Annotated in this window: 13 protein-coding genes; 12 read left to right on the plus strand and 1 reads right to left on the minus strand. The window is 63.9% G+C overall.

Annotated features, from left to right (window positions below; all coding sequences use genetic code 11):
* The first annotated feature begins 183 nt into the window (after positions 1 to 183).
* The 7 genes from hydA to ACRARG_RS20475 all read left to right on the plus strand — a co-directional run bounded on the left by hydA (position 184) and on the right by ACRARG_RS20475 (position 6,506).
* Positions 184 to 1,644: a dihydropyrimidinase gene (hydA, locus tag ACRARG_RS20445; protein WP_432691880.1), complete on the plus strand. Its 1,461-nt coding sequence runs from the start codon at positions 184 to 186 to the stop codon at positions 1,642 to 1,644.
* Positions 1,645 to 2,427, plus strand: coding sequence for an ABC transporter ATP-binding protein (locus ACRARG_RS20450; protein WP_432691881.1), 783 nt, complete (start codon positions 1,645 to 1,647; stop codon positions 2,425 to 2,427). It abuts the gene before it with no gap.
* The gene (locus tag ACRARG_RS20455) at positions 2,414 to 2,707 is read left to right on the plus strand and encodes a hypothetical protein (protein ID WP_432691882.1); all 294 of its coding nucleotides are present in this window, start codon (positions 2,414 to 2,416) and stop codon (positions 2,705 to 2,707) included. Before ACRARG_RS20450 ends, ACRARG_RS20455 begins: the two co-directional genes overlap by 14 nt.
* Positions 2,704 to 3,621: an ABC transporter permease gene (locus ACRARG_RS20460; RefSeq protein ID WP_432691883.1), complete on the plus strand. Its 918-nt coding sequence runs from the start codon at positions 2,704 to 2,706 to the stop codon at positions 3,619 to 3,621. Before ACRARG_RS20455 ends, ACRARG_RS20460 begins: the two co-directional genes overlap by 4 nt.
* Positions 3,618 to 4,463 carry an ABC transporter permease gene (locus tag ACRARG_RS20465; RefSeq protein WP_432691884.1) on the plus strand — a complete coding sequence of 282 codons (846 nt, stop codon included), beginning with the start codon at positions 3,618 to 3,620 and terminating at the stop codon, positions 4,461 to 4,463. Before ACRARG_RS20460 ends, ACRARG_RS20465 begins: the two co-directional genes overlap by 4 nt.
* Before the next feature lie 25 nt (positions 4,464 to 4,488).
* Positions 4,489 to 5,487, plus strand: coding sequence for an ABC transporter substrate-binding protein (locus ACRARG_RS20470; RefSeq protein WP_432691885.1), 999 nt, complete (start codon positions 4,489 to 4,491; stop codon positions 5,485 to 5,487).
* A 236-nt stretch (positions 5,488 to 5,723) separates the two neighbouring features.
* The gene (locus ACRARG_RS20475; RefSeq protein WP_432691886.1) at positions 5,724 to 6,506 is read left to right on the plus strand and encodes a FadR/GntR family transcriptional regulator; all 783 of its coding nucleotides are present in this window, start codon (positions 5,724 to 5,726) and stop codon (positions 6,504 to 6,506) included.
* Between the two features lie 20 nt (positions 6,507 to 6,526).
* Here the strand turns inward: ACRARG_RS20475 and ACRARG_RS20480 are convergent, their stop codons facing one another.
* Positions 6,527 to 7,264, minus strand: a complete 738-nt coding sequence (locus tag ACRARG_RS20480) for a DUF1028 domain-containing protein (RefSeq protein WP_432691887.1) — start codon at positions 7,262 to 7,264, stop codon at positions 6,527 to 6,529.
* Positions 7,265 to 7,364: 100 nt separating this feature from the next.
* On the opposite strand from ACRARG_RS20480, the gene ACRARG_RS20485 reads away from it, so the two are divergent.
* The 5 genes from ACRARG_RS20485 (at position 7,365) to lon (ending at position 15,858) form a co-directional block, all read left to right on the plus strand.
* On the plus strand, positions 7,365 to 8,945 hold the full coding sequence (locus tag ACRARG_RS20485) for an ABC transporter substrate-binding protein (protein WP_432691888.1): 1,581 nt from the start codon (positions 7,365 to 7,367) through the stop codon (positions 8,943 to 8,945).
* A 229-nt stretch (positions 8,946 to 9,174) separates the two neighbouring features.
* On the plus strand, positions 9,175 to 10,122 hold the full coding sequence (locus ACRARG_RS20490) for an ABC transporter permease (RefSeq protein ID WP_432691889.1): 948 nt from the start codon (positions 9,175 to 9,177) through the stop codon (positions 10,120 to 10,122).
* A complete protein-coding gene (locus tag ACRARG_RS20495; protein WP_432691890.1) occupies positions 10,119 to 12,044 on the plus strand; it encodes a dipeptide/oligopeptide/nickel ABC transporter permease/ATP-binding protein in 1,926 nt (641 codons plus the stop codon). Before ACRARG_RS20490 ends, ACRARG_RS20495 begins: the two co-directional genes overlap by 4 nt.
* Entirely contained in the window at positions 12,041 to 13,024 is a 984-nt protein-coding gene (locus tag ACRARG_RS20500; protein ID WP_432691891.1) for an ABC transporter ATP-binding protein, read from the plus strand. Before ACRARG_RS20495 ends, ACRARG_RS20500 begins: the two co-directional genes overlap by 4 nt.
* Positions 13,025 to 13,440: 416 nt before the next feature.
* Positions 13,441 to 15,858, plus strand: coding sequence for an endopeptidase La (gene lon, locus ACRARG_RS20505; protein ID WP_432691892.1), 2,418 nt, complete (start codon positions 13,441 to 13,443; stop codon positions 15,856 to 15,858).
* Positions 15,859 to 16,619: the final 761 nt, after the last annotated feature.

The raw sequence follows: 16,619 nt of genomic DNA on the forward strand, positions 1-16,619 counted from the left end.
GCCTGGGGGGGGGGGGGGGGGGCCGGGTGGGGCGGGTGTTGGGGGGGGGGGGGGGGGGGGGTGGTTTTTTTTTTTCTCGCGGGGGGGGGGGGGGGGGGCCCCCCGGCCGGGGGCGCTGCCCCCGGACCCCCGGGATATTTTTTGCAAGAAAAAGCAGGGGGTTGTCTTGAAGGGAGATAGGCTATGAGCAAGGTCATCAAGGGCGGCACGGTTGTCACGGCGGATCGCCAGGTGAAGGCGGATGTGCTGATCGAGGGCGAGGTGATCGTCGAGATCGGCGAGGGGCTGAAGGGGGATGAGGTCATTGACGCCTCGGAGGCTTATGTGATCCCCGGCGGGATCGATCCGCATACCCATCTGGAGATGCCCTTTATGGGCACGACGGCGGCGGAGACCTTTGAGACCGGGACCTGGGCCGCGGCCTGTGGTGGCACGACCATGGTGATCGATTTCTGCCTGCCGGGCGAGGACGGGTCTATCAAGAACGCCGTGGCGGAGTGGCACCGGAAATCGGCGCCGCAGATTTGCTCGGACATCGGCTATCATATGGCGATCACCGGCTGGAACGAAAACATCTTTGAGGAGATGAAGGACGCGGTGGATGCCGGGGTGAATTCCTTCAAGCATTTCATGGCCTACAAGGGCGCTTTGATGGTGGAGGATGATGAGATGTTCGCCTCCTTCTCCCGCTGTCGCGAGCTGGGGGCGCTGCCGATGGTGCATGCGGAGAATGGCGATCTTGTCGATCTGATGCAGAAGAAGTTTCTGGCGGAGGGGAAGACGGGCCCCGAATGGCATGCACGCTCGCGCCCGCCCGAGTTCGAGGGCGAGGCGGCGAACCGGGCCATTACCATTGCCGATGCGGCGGGGACGCCTTTGTACATTGTGCATGTGAGTTGTGAGCAGGCGCATGAGGCGATCCGCCGGGCGCGTCAGAAGGGGATGCGGGTCTATGGCGAGCCGCTGGCGCAGTTCCTGACGCTGGATGATGACGAGTATCTGAGCGAGGACTGGCTGCATTCGGCGCGCCGGGTGATGTCGCCGCCGTTCCGCGGCAAGGAGCATCAGGACGGGCTCTGGGCCGGGTTGCAGGCCGGGTCGCTGCAGGTTGTGGCGACGGATCATGCGGCGTTCAATTCCGACCAGAAGAAGATGGGCGTGGGGGATTTCACGAAGATCCCCAATGGGACCAACGGGCTGGAGGAGCGTCTTGGGGTGCTCTGGACCCGGGGCGTGGAAACGGGGCGGCTGACGCCTGAGGAGTTTGTCGCCGTGACCTCGACCAATATCGCGAAGATCCTGAACATGTATCCGCAGAAGGGGGCAATCGTGCCCGGGGCGGATGCGGATATCGTGGTCTGGGATCCGTCGATCAAGAAGACGATCTCGGCCTCCAACCACCATTCCATCCTTGATTACAATGTCTTCGAGGGGATGGAGGTGACGGCGCAGCCGCGTTACACGCTGAGCCGTGGCGAGGTGATCTGGGCCTGGGGGCAGAATTCTCAGCCGCAGCCGGGCCGGGGGCGGTTCGTGCCGCGCAAGCCGTTCTCCTCGGCCGCGAAGGCGCTGACGAAGTGGAAAGAGCTGAACTCGCCCCGGTCGGTGCAGCGTGATCCGATGAATATTCCGGCGGGGATCTGAGTGGCGCCTGTTCCCGTTATTTCCGCCAAGAGCCTCGATCTGACCTTCCAGACGGGCGACGGCCCGGTCCATGCGCTGAAGGGCGTGGACCTCGATATCGGTAAGGGCGATTTCGTCAGCTTTATCGGGCCGTCGGGCTGTGGCAAGACGACCTTCCTGCGGTGCATCGCGGCGCTGGAGACGCCGACCGGCGGCACGCTCACCGTCAACGGGATGGAGCCGGAGGAGGCGCGGCGCGCGCGGGCCTATGGCTATGTGTTTCAGGCGGCGGGGCTTTACCCCTGGCGGACGATTGCCGGGAATATCAAGCTGCCTCTGGAAATCATGGGGTTTTCCAAGGAGGAGCAGAAGAAACGGGTTGAGCGGGTGCTGGAGCTGGTCGATCTGGCAGGCTTTGGCGGCAAGTTCCCCTGGCAGCTGTCGGGCGGCATGCAGCAGCGCGCCTCCATCGCGCGGGCGCTGTCCTTTGACGCGGATATCCTGCTGATGGACGAGCCCTTCGGGGCGCTGGACGAGATTGTGCGGGATCATCTGAACGAGGAGCTGCTGAAGCTCTGGGCGCGGACCGGCAAGACCATCGGATTTGTCACCCATTCGATCCCGGAGGCGGTGTATCTGTCGACCAAGATCGTGGTGATGTCTCCGCGGCCGGGCCGGATCACCGATGTGATCGACAGCCCGCTGCCGAAGGACCGGCCGCTCGATATCCGGGACACGCCGGAATTCCTTGAGATTGCGCATCGGGTGCGTGAGGGGCTCCGGGCCGGGCATGCTTATGACTAAGGCGCCGCAGACCTCTGCCGATCTGGCCGCGATCTGGTGCAGGCGCTGGCTGCCGACCTATGGGCTGATGGTTGTGACGGTGATCGGGGCCTATCTGCTGTTGGCGCCGGAGCCGCCGGAGGACAGTGAACTGCCGCCGCGGCGCGCGCTTCCTGTGTGGATTTCCCTGCCGGGGCTGGTGGCGGTCTTCGGGGGTTTTGGCTGGCTGGACTGGCGGTTGATCCGGCAGCATCCGGAGGCGCCTGAGAAATGGCTGTTCAGCAGGGGGCGCCGGACATGAGCCGCATTTTCCCTGTTGCCGTTGTCGTGGCCGCGATCATGGCCTTCTGGTATGTGGCCTGCATTCCGATGAACATCCATCTGGCCGCCAATCTGGCTGGCCGGGCGGGGATCGAGATCTCGCCCGAGGCACCGGGAGAGCGGCGGGAGATGGGCGCCTTTGCCCTCGCCGCGCGCAATCCGGCGGCCTGGGGGCTGACCTATCAGCTGGACAAGCCGAAGCTGCCGGCGCCGCATCAGGTGGTGGCAGAGCTCTGGCAGACGACCGTGATGCAGAAGGTGACGTCGAAGCGCAGCCTTGTCTATCATGGCTGGGTGACGCTGTCTTCGACGCTCTTGGGCTTTGCCATCGGGACGGTGGCCGGGATCGTGCTGGCGGTGGGGATCGTGCATTCGCGGGCGATGGATATGTCGGTGATGCCCTGGGCCATCGCCTCCCAGACCATTCCGATCCTGGCCATTGCGCCGATGATCATCGTGGTGCTGAATTCGCAGGGGATACAGGGGCTGCTGCCCAAGGCGATCATTTCTGCCTATCTGTCCTTCTTTCCGGTGCTGGTGGGCATGGTGAAGGGGCTGCGCAGCCCCTCGCTGATGCAGCTGGATCAAATGCGGACCTGGAATGCCTCCCGGGAACAGACGTTCTTTAAACTGCGGCTGCCATCCTCGGCGCCCTATCTCTTTGCCTCGCTCAAGATCGGTATCGCGGCTTCGCTGGTGGGGGCGATTGTCGGCGAATTGCCGGCCGGTGGCGGGCGGGGGCTGGGTGTGCGGCTGCTGACGGGGAGCTATTACGGCCAGACGGTGCAGATCTGGTCGGCGCTCTTTGCCACGGCGATCCTGGCGGCGGTGCTGGTGGCGATCATCTCGGGGCTGGAACGGACGACGCTCCGCCGTATGGGGGTGGGGCGATGATGCTGGTTGGTGTGGCGCTTGTGCTCTGGGGGCTGGCCTGGTGGCTGAACGTCCGGCTGGCCAATGGCCCGGCGGCAGAGACGCGGCCGGTGAAATTCGCGGTGCCGGCGATCTTCGGCCTGACGCTGCTGGTGGGGTGGGAGCTGATCGTGCGCGGCCTGTCGGTGCCCATGGTGATCCTGCCCGCGCCGACGCTGATTGCGGAGCGGATTTCGGTCAGCCTGCCGGTGCTCTGGCAGGATTTTCTGCAGACGGTGATCAAGGGAGCGCTGTCGGGCTATGTGATCGGGGGGCTTGCGGCCTTTGTCGTGGCCATCGCCGTGGACCGCAGCGATTTCCTGCGGCGCGGGCTGATGCCGGTCGGGTCTTTCGTGGCGGCGCTGCCGATTGTCGGCACGGCGCCCATTCTCGTCATGTGGTACGGGTTCGACTGGCAGTCCAAGGCCGCGGTGGTGGTCGCCATGGTCTTTTTCCCGATGCTGGTGAACATCACCGCCGGGCTGCAGGAAACCACGCAGATGCAGCGGGACCAGATGAAGACATGGGCGGCAAGCTATTGGCAGGGCTTGTGGAAACTGCGTCTGCCTGCGGCTATGCCCTTTGTGTTCAACGGGCTCAAAATTTCATCGACGCTGGCTCTGATCGGGGCCATCGTGGCGGAGTTCTTCGGCTCTCCCATTGTGGGGATGGGCTTCCGCATTTCAATATCCGTAGGTCAGCTGGCGCTGGACATGGTCTGGGCGGAAATCGTCGTGGCCGCTCTGGCGGGGTCTGCCTTCTACGGTATCGTGGCCCTCATCGAACGAAAGGTCACGTTCTGGCATCCCTCGCAACGGGGATAAAACTAAACCAACGGGAGCTAATGGTATGAAACAAGTTCTGAGCTGGGCCGCGCTGACCGCGGCCATGGTGGCGGGCGGTGCGGCACAGGCGGTCGATCCGGTCACGCTGCAGCTGAAATGGGTCACACAGGCGCAGTTCGCGGGCTATTACGTGGCCGAGGCGAAGGGGTTTTATGACGAGGCCGACCTCGACGTGACGATCAAGGCCGGTGGCCCGGATATCGCGCCGGAGCAGGTGATCGCAGGCGGCGGTGCCGATGTCATCGTGACCTGGATGGCGGCCGGTCTGGCCGCGCGTGAACGCGGTGTGCCGCTGGTCAATATCGCCCAGCCGTTCAAATCGGGCGGGCTGCAGGTCAACTGCCTGAAGTCCACCGGTGTCGAGAGCCCGGCGGATTTCCCCGGCAAAACCATGGGCGTCTGGTTCTACGGCAATGAATATCCGTTCTATGCCTGGATGGCCTCTCTGGGTGTGGAGACGGACGGTGCCGACGACAATGGCGTGACCGTGATCAAGCAGGCGTTCTCCGCCGATCCGCTGATCCAGGGTCAGGCCGACTGCATCTCGACCATGACTTATAACGAGTACAAGCAGATCCTCGATGCCGGGATCACCGCGGACGAGCTGGTGACCTTCAACTACCTTGAAGAAGGGTTCGGCATGCTGGAGGACGGTCTTTACGTGCTGGAGGACAGCCTGTCCGACGATGCGTTCAAGGACAAGATGGTCCGGTTTGTCGCGGCATCCATGAAGGGCTGGAAATATGCCGAGGAGCATCCCGACGAGGCCGCGGAGATCGTGGTTGAGGCCGACGAGACCGGTGCCCAGACGCTGGAGCACCAGACCTACATGATGGGCGAGGTCGCCAAGCTGACCGCAGGGTCGGACGGCGCGCTGGACCCGGCGGATTACGAGCAGACGGTGGCGACGCTGCTGAAGGCCGTCTCGCCGGAGAACCCGGCGATCACCAAGGAGCCCGAGGGCGCCTATACGCTGGAGATCACCGACGCGGCGCTGAAATAAGCGATCCGTATCGGACCTGATTTCGGGCCGTCTGCACGGCCCGATCCGCACGCCGGGTCCTGCGGACCCGGCGCGTCTCTGCCTCCGGCGGGAGTATTTTTGGAAAGATGAAGTCGGACTGTCGTCAGCTGCGGTTGGGTTGAATTGCGGCGGTTGGCCGTGTCGGGCCGGGAAGGCGCAATTTCTCATGATGAATTGTCTTGGCAAGGGGGGCTGCGACGCGGTAATCCAGTTAAATGCCAGGTGACGGGACGGACAGGTCGGAGCTCAAGGCAGGTGCGGAGGTGCAGAAGCGATCCCGCCCTGTTGCGGTGGCTGACGCGATCAAGGACTGGGTGGTTTCCCAGGGGCTGCGCGGTGGCGACAGGCTGCCTGGCGAAGCCGAGATGATGGAGCGGTTCGGTCGGTCCAAAGGCACGATCCGCGAGGCGATGCGCATTCTTGAGGCGCAGGGGCTGGTCAAGACGCGGACCGGCCCGGGGGGCGGCAGTTTCGTGCATGAGGTGTCGGGCGAGCGGGCGCGGGCGCTGCTGGGCAATTACTTTTATTTCCGCGATCTGACCCTGCATGACATCTACAGCCTGCGGCGGATGATGGAGCCGGAGCTGGCAGCATCGCTTGCCGGAAAGCTGCGCGAGGATCAGCTGGCCACGCTGGAGGAGATCGCGGAGCGCTATCGCCATCCTGCCACCACGGCGGAGGAGGAGCGGGCGCAGCATGTGGCCTCTCTGCTCTTTCACCAGCGGCTGGCGGGCTATGCGGAGAATGAGCTGCTGGGCTTCATAATCGGGTTCATGGCGCAGATCCTCACCGATATGACGGTTTATCGGAAGCTGTACGATCCGCCCAATGTGGAGCTCTGGTCCAAGGGGCGTGCCTATCAGTTGCAGCTGATCGAGGCCTTGCGCGACGGCGATGCGGTGCGCGCACGGCTGGTGATGTCCGATCACATGGCCACGGCGGAAGCGCTGATGGAGGCGCAGGAGGCCGAGATCCTCAAGGGGTTCATGTCGGCCTGACGGCGATGCTGCCCGGACTGTCAGTCGGTTTCGACAAAGGGCGTCGGGATATCGTCATCGGGGTCGGCGGGCTGACTGAGCCGGTCGATATCTTCGGGCGTCGGCGCGCGGTCAGGCGTCTGAATGGTGGGCACGAGGTGCATCCATTCGGCATAGGCGCCCTTGGTGGCGCGCAGGTGCAGTTTGCGCAGATCCTCCAGCGGGGTTTCGGAATAATCGACGCGCAGGGTGAGGGGCGGCATATCATAGCCGATCATCAGCAGTGCGGCGGACATGAGGCCACGGGAATCACTTCCGGCCGCTTCGCCGGCGTTGAGGGCGGCGAGGATGCGTTTGTCGAACCGGTCTTCCGTGGTCAGGAAGGTGTCGAGGATGGCCTCGAGCACGGCTTCGCTGGCCAGCATATTGCCGGAAACGATGACATTCTCAGCCGCGCGGTGGCCGCAGGCGGGCACGCTTTCACCGCCGGTAAAGGCGGATGTCGTGCCTCTGGGGTCGATGGCGGCGAGCTGGCGATAGGCCCGGCCTTTGTCGGCTGAGGTGACCTTTTCGACGGCGTCTGAGGCGCTAAGTCCTTGTTTCATATGGTCCAGAACCGTTTCCCCCCAGACGGTGGAGGGCGCCGTGCCCTGGCTGGCCGACATGCCGGAGGCGAGGGTGCCGCGCAGAACCCATCCGCCGACACATAAGGAGCCGGTTGCGGCACCTGCGCCGAATCTGCCCGTTTCTGCGTCATATGCGAGGATGGAAAAGGTCATTGGCCGGTCTCCCTTGTCTGGCCTCTTGAATTTATCATGACAATTTGCCTGACTGCAATTTATCATGATCAATATAGCAGCCTGCAACAGGGAGAGGCGCATGACTGATGGATTTCTGAACTGGACCCGTCGGGGGGTTCTTGCGGCCGGGGTGGCCGTGGCAGCATTGGGCGCGGCGGTGCCCGCGCTGGCGCAGACACCGCCCGGCGTGCTGATCGTCGGCCAGATCGCGGAGCCGAAGGCGCTCGACCCGGCGGCGGTGACCGCGGTGAACGACTTCCGTATCCTGATGAACGTCTATGACGGGCTGGTGCGGTACAAATCGGGCACACTGGAAGTGGAGCCCGCACTGGCCGAATCCTGGGAGATTTCCGAGGACGGCACGGAATATACGTTCAAGCTGCGCGAGGGTGTGAAATTCCACGACGGCAGCGATTTCAACGCCGAGGCGGTGAAGTTCAACTTTGACCGGATGCTGAAAGAAGACCATCCGTTCCACGACACCGGGCCTTTCCCGCTGTCGTTCTTCTTCTCTTCGGTGGAGGAGACAGAAGTTGTCGATCCGCTGACCGTCAAATTCAAGCTGAGCGCGCCCTATGCGCCGTTCCTGTCCAATCTGGCCTATCCGACGGGGCTCATTGTCTCTCCGGCGGCGGTGGAGGCCAACGGGGCCGATTTCGGTCGCAATCCGGTTGGGACGGGCCCGTTCAAATTTGCCGAATGGCGGTCGAACGAGGCGGTCGTGGTTGAGGCGAACCCTGACTATTGGGACGGCGCGCCGGCCACCGAGGCGGTCGTGTTCCGGCCCATCACCGATGCGAACACCCGGACGGCAGAGATGCTGGCGGGCGGGATCGACGTGATGGTCGAAGTGCCCCCCGTCGCGCTGTCGGAATTTCAGGGCGATACCTTCAGCGTGCTGGAACAGGCCGGACCGCATGTGTGGTTTCTGATCCTGAATGCCAAGGAAGGCCCCTTTGCCGAGAAGGCCGTGCGTCAGGCGGCCAATTACGCGATCAACAAATCCGCGCTGGTCGATCAGGTGCTGGAAGGCACGGCGGATGTGGCCGCGGGGCCCACGCCGCCGGCCTTTGCCTGGGCCTATAATGAAGCGCTGGAGCCCTATCCCTATGATCCGGAGAAGGCGAAGGCGCTGCTGGCCGAGGCTGGTATGGAGAGCCCGGAACTGACGTTCTATGTCACCGAGGGCGGCTCTGGCATGCTGGACCCGATTGCCATGGGGACGGCGATCCAGGCCGATCTGGAAGCCGTGGGTTTTGACGTTAAGATCGAGACCTATGAGTGGAACACCTTCCTGGGTGAGGTGAACCCGGGGCTTGAGGGCAAGGCGGATATGGCCGAGATGGCCTGGATGACCAACGATCCGGACACGCTGCCCTATCTGGCGCTGCGCACGGATGCATGGCCCGACAAGGGCGGGTTCAACTCGGGCTATTATTCCAACCCGGAGGTCGACAAGCTGCTGGAAGAGGCACGGGTCGCCACGGATCAGGCGGAGCGCGCCGCGCTTTACAAGAAGATGCAGGAGATCGTGCAGGAAGATGCACCCTGGGTCTTTGTGGCGAACTGGAAGCAGAATGCCGTGATGTCGGACCGGGTGGAGAATTTCGAGCTGGAGCCGTCGTTCTTCCTGCTGCTCAAGGATGTCGTGAAGAACTGACGTTCTGTTTGTGATCAGGATCGGGGCGCTGGCGCGCCCCGATCCGACAAGGTTTGATTGTGCTGCTGTTGCGGTCCGGCCTGAGATGATTTGATCGGGCCGCTTTGCGGCCCGATCGGGGCGCCGCGCGTGCCGCGCGGCGCGGCCTCCGGCGGGGATATTTGAGGCAAGAAAAAGCTGAAGGCCCCGCATTGCCCGACCCAGTCACTGGCCAGGAAAGGGAAGCCCCATGGGTGGATATATCGTAAAACGACTGATCTCGGCGATCCCGGTGCTGTTCGGGATCACGGTGATCGTGTTCCTGATCATGGCGATGATTCCGGGCGATCCGGCTCTGGCCATTCTGGGGTCTTATGCGACGCCGGAGAATGTGGAGAAGCTGAACCGGGACCTGGGGCTCGATCAGCCCCTGGTGGCGCGGTATTTCATCTGGCTGGGCAATATGGTGACGGGCGATTTCGGACGGTCGTTTTCGCTGAACCGGCCGGTGATCGACGAGGTGCTGGACCGGTTTTCGGCGACGCTCATACTGGCGGGGACGTCCTTTGTGCTCTGCGCGATACTGGGGATCGCGGCGGGGGTCGTGTCGGCGGCGCGGCAATACGGGTTTGCGGACAAGGCAATCACCTTTGCGGTTTTGCTGGGGATTTCGATCCCGTCGTTCTTCCTCGGCATGATGATGATCCTGCTGTTTGCGGTGCGCTGGAAGATGCTGCCGGTCTCGGGGATGTATGCGATCTATGGCGGGGGGGATCTGCCCGATCTGCTCAATCACCTGATCATGCCGGCTTTGGCGCTGTCGGTTGTGGCGACGGGGGTGGTGGCGCGGCTGTCACGCTCGGCCATGCTGGAGGTGCTCAGGCAGGATTTCATCCGGACGGCACGGGCCAAGGGGGTGCGCGAGGGGCGCGTGGTCTGGGCGCATGCGCTGAAGGCCGCCATGGTCACGATCATCCCGGTGCTGGGGGTGCAGGCGGGGTTCGTGCTGTCGGGCGCGGTCTATATCGAGATGGTGTTCCAGTGGCCCGGCGTGGGGCGGATGCTGGTGGATGCGATCCTGAAGCGGGACATCCTGCTGGTGCAGGGGGGCGTGGTCTTTGTCGCGGCCTGCTACGTGCTTTTCAATATTGCGGTTGACGTGGCGCAGTCGCTTCTGGACCCGAGGATCAAGACATGACCTTTCTCAAGCTCCTCTTCCGCAATCGTCTGGCCGCCGCTGGCGCCGTGGTGATGATCTTTGTGCTGCTGCTGGCGCTGCTGACGCCGGTGCTGCCGCTGGCCGAACCCAATGTGACGGATACGGCCAACCGGTTCCTCAAGCCCTTTTCGGAGGGGCATCTGCTGGGGACCGACCATCTGGGGCGCGATCTGCTGTCGCGGCTGTTGTGGGGGACGCGGCTGTCTTTGGCCGTGGGGATCGCGGCGGCGATCTTTGCGGCGTTTTTCGGGGCGGCGATCGGGATCGTGGCGGGCTATTTCGGCGGGACAACGGATAACGTGATCATGCGCGGCGTCGATATGCTGATGGCCTTTCCCTATATCCTTCTGGCTTTGGCCATTGTTGCGGCTCTGGGACCGGGGCTGGTGAATGCGCTGATCGCCGTGGCCGCGGTGAACATCCCCTTCTTTGCGCGCAATATTCGCGGGGTGACCGTGGGGATTGCGCATAAGGAATTTGTCGATGCGGCCAAGCTGGCGGGCGAGGGGCATCTGAAGATCATCGTCTCGGAGATCCTGCCGAATGTGATCCCGGTCATCGTGATCGCCATGTCGACGACCATCGGCTGGATGATCCTTGAGACGGCGGGGCTGTCGTTTCTGGGGCTGGGGAGCCAGCCGCCGCAGGCCGATCTGGGGTCGATGCTGGGGGAGGCGCGTTCGGCGCTGATCACCAATCCGCATACCTCTGTCGTGCCGGGGGTGATGATCCTGATCATCGTCATGGCGATCAATCTGCTGGGCGACGGGGTGCGGGATGCTCTGGACCCGCGCCTGCGCTCTGGCGCGCTGACCCGGCCGATGCCCGCGACGCGGGTGGAGCGGGCAGGGCCGGTGCCGGAGCCGGTGGAAGAGGGCGCGCTGGTGCTGACCGATCTGCAGACGCAGTTCCATGTCGGGCCGCGGGTCTACAAGGCCGTCAACCATGTCTCGCTGCATGTGGCGCCGGGGGAATGCCTGGGGGTGATCGGCGAGTCGGGGTCGGGAAAATCCGTCACGGCGCTCAGCATCATGGGGCTGGTGGCCTCGCCTCCGGGCGTGATCGTGGGCGGCTCGGCCCGCTATGACGGGACAGAGCTGATCGGGGCGCCTTATGAGAAGCTGCGGAAGTATCGCGGCGACAAGGTGGCCTATATCTTCCAGGATCCGCTGGCGACGCTGCATCCGCTTTATACCGTCGGCGATCAGCTGTGCGAGGCGATCCGGGTGCATCATTCCGTCAGCAAGGCGGAGGCGTGGAAACGGGCGGTCGATCTGCTGAAACAGGTGCGGATTCCCAATCCGGAGGGGCGCGCCAAGGTCTATCCGCATGAGATGTCGGGCGGCATGCGGCAGCGCGTCGGCATCGCCATGGCGCTGGCCAACGACCCTGACGTGATCATCGCGGATGAGCCGACGACGGCGCTTGACGTGACGGTGCAGGCGCAGGTGCTGGCGCTGCTGAATGACCTGCGGCGGGAGCGGGGGCTGGCGATCATCTTCATCACCCATGACTTTGGCGTGGTGGCGCAGCTCTGTGACCGGGTGGCGGTGATGTATGCGGGCCGGATCGTGGAGACGGGGCCGACGCAGGCGGTGCTGGACGACGCCGCCCATCCCTATACGCGCCGCCTGATCGCCTGTGTGCCGGAGCTGGGCGAGGGGCGGAGGGAACTGCATGCCATCCCGGGCCTGCCGCCTGCGGTCGACAAGCTGCAGCCGGGCTGTGCCTTTGCGCCACGGTGCCAGAAGGCGCAGGCGCTCTGCCAGGTCGGCAATGTGGAGCTTGAGGGGAATGCGCGGCGCAAGGTGCGCTGCCTCTATCCCGAAACGCATCTGGAGGGCATGCCCACCGTGGTGGCCAAGGTGCCCGACCATCTGACGCAGGAGGGCCAGGCATGACCATCGCGCTGAAGCTTGAGAACCTGAGCAAGACCTTCGAGATCGGCAAGCGGATGTTCCGGCCCGCCAAGGCCCATGTTCATGCGGTGCGGCCGGTGTCGCTGGATGTGGAGCTGGGGGAGACTTTGGGCATTGTGGGCGAGTCGGGCTGTGGCAAGTCCACGCTGGCGCGGATGCTGGTGGGGCTGCTGCCCGCGTCGGAGGGGCTGATCGAGATCAACGGCGCCAAGCTCGACAATGCCAATCCGGCGGAGTTCGGCAAGAAGATCCAGTATGTGTTTCAGGACCCGATCTCCTCGCTCAACCCGCGCAAGACGATCCGGCAGGTGATGGAAGCACCGCTGAAGAACCTGCATGGCATGAACAAGGCCGCACGCGACAAGCGGATCGCGGAGATTTTCGACAGTGTGAACCTGCGGGAGGAATTCCTCGAACGCTATCCGCATGAGTTTTCGGGCGGGCAGGCGCAAAGGATCGGGATCGCGCGGGCTCTGGCGGCGGATGCGAGAATTATCATTCTGGATGAGCCGGTCTCCGCGCTTGATGTGTCGATCCAGGCGCAGGTGCTGAACCTGCTGGAACGGCTGAAGGCGGAGCTGGGGCTGACCTATCTGTTTATCTCGCATGATCTGGCGGTGGTGGAGGCGATCTCCACCCGCGTGGCGGTGCTCTATTTCGGGTCGCTGGTGGAGCTGGCCCCGGCGGAGGATATCTTCAAGGCGCCGCGCCATCCCTATACCAAGCTGCTGGCGTCGTCCGCGCCGGTTGTCGGGCGGCCGCTGGTCAATCCGGAGGGTAAGGCCACGGATCTGCCTGATCCGATGAACCCGCCCAAGGGCTGCGCCTTTGCGGCGCGCTGCCCCAAGGCCACGGATATCTGCCGGGAGGCGCCACCGCCGCTGGCGCCTTACGCCGAGGGAAAGGCGCATCAGGTGGCCTGTTATCATCCGCTGTCGGACGGAGAGACGGTGTTTTCCTGATCCGCGGGATATCAAGATGAGATGGGTGCAAGCACCCATCCTACGGGTGGTGCGCGGAGTGTGTCGAAACGTGTGATGGGACGGGGGCATAAACCCGTCCTACGGGCGGTGCGCGGAGTGTTTAGAAACGTGGGACGGGATGGGGACAGGCCCCCATCAAACGGGTGGTGCGCAGGGTCCTGTAGGATGGGTGATCGCACCCATCGCACCGCAATTATGCTGCCGAAGCTTCCAAACCCCTATAATTTGATGCAGCCAGGCGCGAAACGCGCTTGCCGCACCCGGCCACGACGGGCACACTGGCGTGAACAGGTTGACTCCGGGCACAGGCATACCCAGATCCACCTTTCGTAAACGGAAAGCCGTCCGCTGCCAGATTTTGGGGTGGCCCGCTTTGCCCAACATAAGGATAGAGCATGAACGAGCCTCTCAATCCCACTTATCCCGTCCTGCCGCTGCGCGATATCGTCGTGTTCCCGCATATGGTCGTGCCGCTCTTCGTGGGGCGCGACAAGTCGGTGCGCGCGCTGGAGGAGGTGATGGCGGAGGACCAGCAGATCCTGCTGTCCAGCCAGAAGGACCCCTCTGAGGATGAGCCCTCGGCCGACGCGATTTTCGAAACCGGCGTGCTGGCCAATGTGCTGCAGCTGCTGAAACTGCCCGACGGCACCGTGAAGGTGCTGGTCGAAGGCACCGCGCGCGTGCGCATCACCGAATATCTGGACAACCCGAATTACTTCGAGGCGCGGGCCGAGCTTCTGGAAGAAGAGCCCGGCGACGAGGAGACCACGACGGCGCTGCTGCGCTCTGTCGGGGAGGAATTCGAGCGTTACGCCAAAGTGAAGAAGAACATCCCCGAAGAGGCGCTGACCGCCGTGTCGGAAGCCATGGAGCCGGCGAAGCTCGCCGATCTGGTGGCCGGTCATCTGGGGATCGAGGTCGACCAGAAGCAGGATCTGCTGGAGACGCTGGCGGTGAGCGAGCGGCTGGAGAAGGTCTATGGTCTGATGCAGGGCGAAATGTCCGTTCTGCAGGTCGAGAAGAAGATCAAGACCCGCGTGAAATCCCAGATGGAGCGGACGCAGCGCGAATATTATCTGAACGAACAGATGAAGGCGATCCAGAAGGAGCTGGGCGACGGCGAGGATGGTGAGGGCGAGATTGCAGAGCTCGAAGCCAAGATCGCGGAGACCAAGCTGTCGAAGGAGGCCAAGGAGAAGGCCGAGGCGGAGCTGAAAAAACTCAAGAACATGTCGCCCATGTCGGCCGAGGCCACCGTGGTGCGCAATTACCTCGACTGGATGCTGTCGATCCCGTGGGGCGTGAAGAGCCGCGTGAAGAAGAACCTGCATGGCGCCGAGGAGGTGCTGAACGCCGATCACTACGGCCTTGAGAAGGTCAAGGAGCGGATCGTCGAATACCTTGCCGTGCAGCAGCGCTCGAAAAAGCTGAAGGGGCCGATCATGTGCCTTGTCGGCCCTCCGGGCGTGGGTAAAACCTCGCTGGGGAAATCTGTGGCCAAGGCGACGGGGCGTGAATTCATCCGGATTTCGCTGGGTGGCGTGCGTGACGAGAGCGAGATCCGCGGTCACCGCCGAACCTATATCGGCTCCATGCCCGGCAAGATCATCCAGGCGCTGAAAAAGGCCAAGACGACCAACCCGCTGATCCTGCTCGATGAGATCGACAAGATGGGTCAGGATTTCCGGGGCGATCCGGCGTCCGCCATGCTGGAAGTGCTGGATCCGGAACAGAACGGCACCTTTGTCGATCACTATCTGGAAGTCGAATATGACCTCTCGAACGTGATGTTCCTGACCACGGCGAATTCCTACAACATGCCGGGGCCGCTCTTGGACCGGATGGAGATCATTCCGCTGGCGGGCTACACTGAGGACGAGAAGGTCCAGATCGCCAAGCAGCATCTGCTGCCGAAGCAGGTGAAGAACCACGGGCTGCGGAAAGGCGAATTCTCCGTCTCCGAGGATGCGCTGGTGGAGATGGTGCGCCGTTACACCCGCGAAGCCGGGGTGCGGAACCTTGAGCGCGAACTGGGCAAGCTGGCACGGAAGGCCGTGACCTCCATCATCAAGGGCGATGTGGAGACGGTGGCCGTGACGGCGGAGAACCTCGACGACTACCTGGGCGTGAAGAAATATCGCTACGGGCTGGCGGAGAAGGAGGATCAGATCGGTGTCGTCACCGGGCTGGCCTATACCTCCGTGGGCGGCGACCTGCTGCAGATCGAGGCGCTGCGCCTGCCGGGCAAGGGCCGGATGAAGACCACCGGCAAGCTGGGCGACGTGATGAAGGAGTCGATCGATGCGGCCTCGTCCTACGTGCGGTCCATCGCGCCGGAGATCGGGGTGAAACCGCCGCGGTTCGACCGGATGGACATCCACGTCCACGTGCCGGACGGGGCGACGCCGAAGGACGGCCCCTCGGCCGGTCTGGCGATGGTGACGGCGATCGTGTCGGTGCTGACGCAGATCCCGGTGCGCAAGGACATCGCGATGACCGGGGAGGTGACGCTGCGTGGCAATGCCTCTGCCATTGGCGGGTTGAAGGAGAAGCTTCTCGCGGCGCTTCGCGGCGGCATCAAGACGGTGCTGATCCCGGAGGAGAATGAGAAGGACCTGGCCGATATCCCCGACAATGTGAAAGAGGGGCTGGAGATCATTCCCGTCACCCATGTGCGGGATGTGCTGAAGCTGGCGCTGGTGCGGGAGCCGGAAGCAGTGGAATGGGATGAGGAGGCGGAGGAAGCCGCCGCCGCAGCCCGGGCCGCAGCCACGGCGGATGCGATCAGCGAGGCGTCGCGCGCGGCGCATTGATCGGTCTGGTTTGAAAATAGAAGAAGGCGCGTTCCGAAAGGGGCGCGCCTTTTTCTTTGGACCTGTGCCTGTGGCGGGCGGCGGCCTGCCTCCGGCGGGAGTATTTTTGCCAAGATGAAGGGGTTAGGGCGTGTCTGGCCGGATGCCCCGCGGGTCAGCAGGCCGGTCAGGGTTGCGGTCAGGGCTGCGAGGCCCCAGAGGGTCCAGATGGCCTGGGGCTGGCCGGTGTCGAGGTCGGAGACGAGGTCCAGCTGGCTGGCAAGCCAGCCCGAAAGCCCGGCGCCGACGGCAAAGCCTGTCGTCTGCAGCGTGGGCAGGAAGGTCGAGGTGCGGGCCGTTTCCCCGGGCGGGGTGATGGTCATGATGACCTCTGAGATCGGGCCCCAGGTGAGACCGAAGGCAGCGCCGCAGCAGATCTGACCCAGAAGCACCAGCGGCAGGAGTTGCAGGGAGAGGCCGGCGGCGAGGCAGGCGAGCCCGGCGGCCTGCACGAAGGGGCCGAGGCGCAGGAGCCGGGCGCGGCGGGGGGCGGTGGTGAGGGAGAGCAGGAAGGCGGTGCCGCTCCAGCTGAGGGCGAGGGTGATGATGATCCAGCCGGTGATAATGGGAGAGAGCCCCCAGATTTTGACAAGCGCCAGCGCCAGGAAGACCGTGGAGGTGGCCTGGGCCACCGGCATCAGGAAATTTGTCCAGGCGGCGCGGCCGAGGGGCGAAAGCGTAAAGAACCCGGTGGGGAAGAACCTGTTCGGTCGCTGCTGGTC

Origin of the sequence: Pseudooceanicola profundi (genome assembly GCF_050897955.1) — a bacterium.
Classification (GTDB): domain Bacteria; phylum Pseudomonadota; class Alphaproteobacteria; order Rhodobacterales; family Rhodobacteraceae; genus Pseudooceanicola.